Below are 3,943 nucleotides of genomic sequence, written 5' to 3'. Positions count from 1 at the left end.
ACGGGGGTATCCCGGCCATTGGTTGGGGGGGGGGGGCCCGGGGGCGGCCGCACTGGAATGTACCATGCTTCTTCGGCACTCGAACAGATGGCGCCCGGCCCGCCGCGGCCCAGGGCCGGCGCCGCGCTTCCCCGCGCGGCCGCCGCACCACTCCGCCGCTCGTCACCGCTCGACGCGGATGCGGCCGCGCGGCCCGTCCGTCACCTCGCCGATCACGGCGCGCGACGGGGTCCCGAACTCTTCGAGCAGGGCCAGCACCGCGTCCAGCCGCTCCCGCGGCACCGCGATGAGCAGCCCGCCCGAGGTGACGGCGTCGCACAGGATCATGCGCTGCACGTCCGCCAGCGCCTCGTCGAAGTCGACCACCGCCGCGACGTGCCGGGCGTTGTTGCGGCTGCCGCCCGGGAAGAGGTTCTGGCGCGCGTAATCCCAGGCTTCGTCCAGCACCGGCACGTCGCCGGCGCGGATCACGAGGCCGACGCCGCTCTCGCGCGCGATTTCCGCCGCGTGGCCGAGCAGCCCGAATCCCGTCACGTCGGTCGCGGCGCGCACGCCCAGCTCCGGCAGCCGCTCCCCCACGCGGTTCAGCGCCGCCATCACCCGGGTGACGCGCCGCACGACCGCCTCCGTCACGTCCGCCTTCTTGATCGCCGTCGTGAGGACGCCGACGCCGATCGGCTTCGTCAGGACGAGCACGTCCCCGGGGCGCGCGGCCGCCTTGGTGAGCAGCCGCTCGGGATGGGCGATGCCTGTCACCGCGTAGCCGAACTTCGGCTCCGGGTCGTCGATCGAGTGGCCGCCGATGACGACCGCGCCCGCCTCACGGATCTTGTCCATGCCGCCCTGGAGGATGCGGCCGACGAACTCGTCCGGCAGCTTCCCGGCCGGGACGGCGAGGAGGTTGAGCGCGGTCAGCGGCCGGCCGCCCGTGGCGTAGACGTCCGAAAGCGCGTTGGCCGCCGCGATCTGGCCGAAGTCGTACGGGTCGTCGACGACCGGCGTGAAGAAGTCGACCGTCTGCACGATGGCGAGGTCGTCGCCCAGCCGGTAGACGCCGGCGTCGTCCGGCGCCGCGAGGCCGAGGAGCACGTTCGGGTCGTCGGCCGCGACGCGGATGCCGGCCAGGATGTTCTGCAGGTCCCCCGGACCCAGCTTGCACCCTCACCCGGCCTTGGCCGTCATCTGCGTCAGGCGAAGCTCGTCCGCCATGCGGGTCACCCCCTCCTCCGCCATGCTCCTCCGCATGCCGGCGTGGCGGTCGCGCGCGGACCCCCCACGGGACCCACGCTCGACCTGTTCCCAGGTTAGCGCAACGCGGGCCGGTCGTGGCGTCCGCCCGCCCCCAGGAGGTGGAAGAGCAGCTCCAGCGACGGGTCGAGGTTCTTCCTTTCGCGGTAGATGACGACCACATCCCACGCGTAGTCCGGCAATCCCTCCACCGCCAGCCGCTTCATCCGGCTGCGGTCCAGGTCCCGCCGCACGATGGTCTCCGGCAGGAACGAGATCACGTTCTGATCCAGTACCAGCCGGCGGGCCACCTCCGCCGGCGTCACCTTCGCGTACGGGCCGCGCCAGCCGGCGGCGCGGAGCCGGTCGCGCAGGTCGTTCGCGCCTTCGCCGAAACTGTAGACGGCCAGCCGCTCCTGGACGAGGCGCTCGACCGTCACCCGCTCCCCGTCCGCCGCGGCCAAGGGGTGGTCGGCGCGGCACACGCCGACGACGGGGATGCGTCGCACCGGGCGGACTGCGATGCCGGGGACGGTCGGCCCGGCCAGGCAGATGCCGGCGTCGATCCGGTCGTCCAGCAGCTGCTGCATCACGCGGGGCGAGTGGTCGGTGTATGTCCACACCTCCACGCCGGCCTCGACCAGTTTCGGAAGGACGATCGGAAACCACAGTTCCGCCACCGACGGCGGCGCGCTCAGGCGCAGCCTCGCCGCGGACGGCGGGTCGGCCAGGACCTCCCGCGCCTCGGCGGCCAGGCTGAGGCAACGTTCCGCGTAGGTCAGGAACCGGAAACCCGCCTCGGTCAGCTCGACGCCCCTCCGCGTGCGCTTCAGCAGGAGCGCGCCCAGCTCCCGCTCCAAGCGCTGGACGCGGGCGCTCACCGACGGCTGCGCCATGCGCAGCTCCAGCGCCGCCGCGGAGATGCTGCGGTTCCGCGCGACCGCCTCGAAGATCTCCATGTCGCGGAGCTCCATGGGACTCCCCCTGTGCAAGTGCCATCACGGATTTCGATATGTCAAATCGCAAATATTGTCCTTCCCGATGTTCTTCGCGGGCCGTACCGTGGTTCGTGATCACAGCCGGCGCCGCGTCCGCCCTGGACGCCGCGCCTGGAAAGGACGAACCGCTCGTGTACGCAAGCCTTCTTCGCCAACCGACGACGCTCGCGCTGTGGATCGGCCAGCTCGCGTCGGCCGCGGGCAACCGGCTGTACGACATGGCGGAGCTGTGGCTCGTCTACCAGCTGACGGGCTCGACCGCGATGATGAGCCTCGTGGCTGTCGCGGGCTACGTGTCCGTCGCCGTGGTCGGCTTCTTCGGCGGTGCGTGGATCGACCGCGTCGACCGGCTGCGCCTCGTCCTGGCCCTGGACCTGATCCGCGGCGCGCTCGTGGCCGCGCTGCCGTTGCTGTATCTCACGGGGCACATGACGCCGTGGACGCTCGTCGCCTTCGGGCTCGCGCTGTCCTCGATGGGCGCGCTGTTCGCCCCGGCGCTGCAGGCGAGCCTGCCGTCCCTGGTCACGGCGTCCGCCCTGCGCGGCCTGACGGGGTTGATGGACCTGACGGAGCGGCTGGCCCGCGTGCTGGGGCCGGGCTTCGCCGGCCTCCTGCTCTCCTTCATCCCGATCGTCCACTTCTTCACGCTGGACGCGCTGAGCTTCTTCGTGTCCGCGTGCGGATTCGCGTGGATCCTGCGGACCGTGGGCGCGACCGCCCGGGGGGAGGCGGGGGCGCGCGGCGGCGGCGCCCGGCAGCCCCTCCGCTGGCGGGAGCTGGCGGAGGGCTGGGCGCTCGCGTGGCGCGATCCCGTGCTGCGCGTGGCCTTTCCCGTCCGCGGGCTGGTCAACCTGGCCTGGGGATTCTACACGCTGGGCGCGCCGCTTCTCGTCGACCGCCGGTTCCACGATGACGCGGGCGCCTGGGGCCTGCTGATCGCCGCGTACGGGGTCGGCAACCTGCTCGGGAACTTCGCGGGAGGCAACCTGGGCTGGGGACGGCATCCGCTCAAGGCCTATCTCCTGGCCGTCGCGGTGATGGGTGCGGGCTTCGTGGGCCTGGGGCTGGCCCCGTCCCTGCCGGTGGCGCTCGCGGCGGTCGCATTCGCGGGCGTCGGCGGGCCGGTCTCCCACATCGTCATCGACGGGTACGTGGGCGCGGCCCTGCCCGGCGCCAGCCTGGGACGCGTGTTCGCGGTGCAGCGCTTCATCATCCACGCGGCGGGCGCGGTCGGACTGCTCCTCGCAGGCCAGGCGCTGCGCGCGTGGCACCCGGGCGCGGGCATCGCCGTCGCCGGGGGGTTCATGATCGTCCTCGCGGCCGCAGCGAGAGCCACGGTCCGCGGACCCCGCCCGCTGTCCCGCGCCGCGTCCGCCGCGTGACGGCTCCGCTTGCGGAGCACGCCTCGATGGCCGTCGCCCGTGTGCGTCCGTTTGCGAAAAGGAATTCGACCACGCCCCCCGAACCATGCACGCGACGTCTTTCGTGTCACGAAATATGTCGAGGAGGGACGATGCAATGGAGAAGCGGTTGTCCCGCGCGGAAGTCCCCGTTGAGCTCACCTGGGACCTGTCGCACATCTACGCCTCGGACGAGGCCTGGGAAGCCGACCTGCAACGCCTGGACGAGGACGTGGCGCGCGTCGCCGCCTTCCGCGGGCGCCTCGCCGAGGGGCCGTCCGCGCTGCTGGCGTGCCTGCAGGCGCGGGACGCCCTGCT

Annotated in this window: 4 protein-coding genes; 2 read left to right on the top strand and 2 right to left on the bottom strand. The window is 72.6% G+C overall.

Going from position 1 to position 3,943, the window contains the following annotated elements; genetic code table 11:
• Positions 1 to 162: 162 nt before the first annotated feature.
• Positions 163 to 1,209 (bottom strand): selenide, water dikinase SelD, encoded by a 1,047-nt coding sequence (gene selD / locus IRZ18_08845; GenBank protein ID MBX5477212.1) that lies wholly within the window; start codon positions 1,207 to 1,209, stop codon positions 163 to 165.
• A 95-nt stretch (positions 1,210 to 1,304) separates the two neighbouring features.
• Positions 1,305 to 2,201, bottom strand: coding sequence for a LysR family transcriptional regulator (locus IRZ18_08840; GenBank protein ID MBX5477211.1), 897 nt, complete (start codon positions 2,199 to 2,201; stop codon positions 1,305 to 1,307).
• 155 nt (positions 2,202 to 2,356) lie between these two features.
• On the opposite strand from IRZ18_08840, the gene IRZ18_08835 reads away from it, so the two are divergent.
• Together IRZ18_08835 and IRZ18_08830 are read left to right on the top strand one after the other, a co-directional pair.
• On the top strand, positions 2,357 to 3,607 hold the full coding sequence (locus tag IRZ18_08835; GenBank protein ID MBX5477210.1) for an MFS transporter: 1,251 nt from the start codon (positions 2,357 to 2,359) through the stop codon (positions 3,605 to 3,607).
• Between the two features lie 136 nt (positions 3,608 to 3,743).
• Positions 3,744 to 3,943: oligoendopeptidase F (locus IRZ18_08830; protein MBX5477209.1), on the top strand; the 200-nt coding region annotated here is incomplete at its 3' end.

The sequence above is a fragment of the Clostridia bacterium genome, from assembly GCA_019683875.1.
Lineage (GTDB): Bacteria > Bacillota > Sulfobacillia > RBS10-35 > Bu92 > Bu92.
Note: the sequence above shows the minus strand (reverse complement) of the source record. Positions and strands in the feature narration are given on the sequence as shown.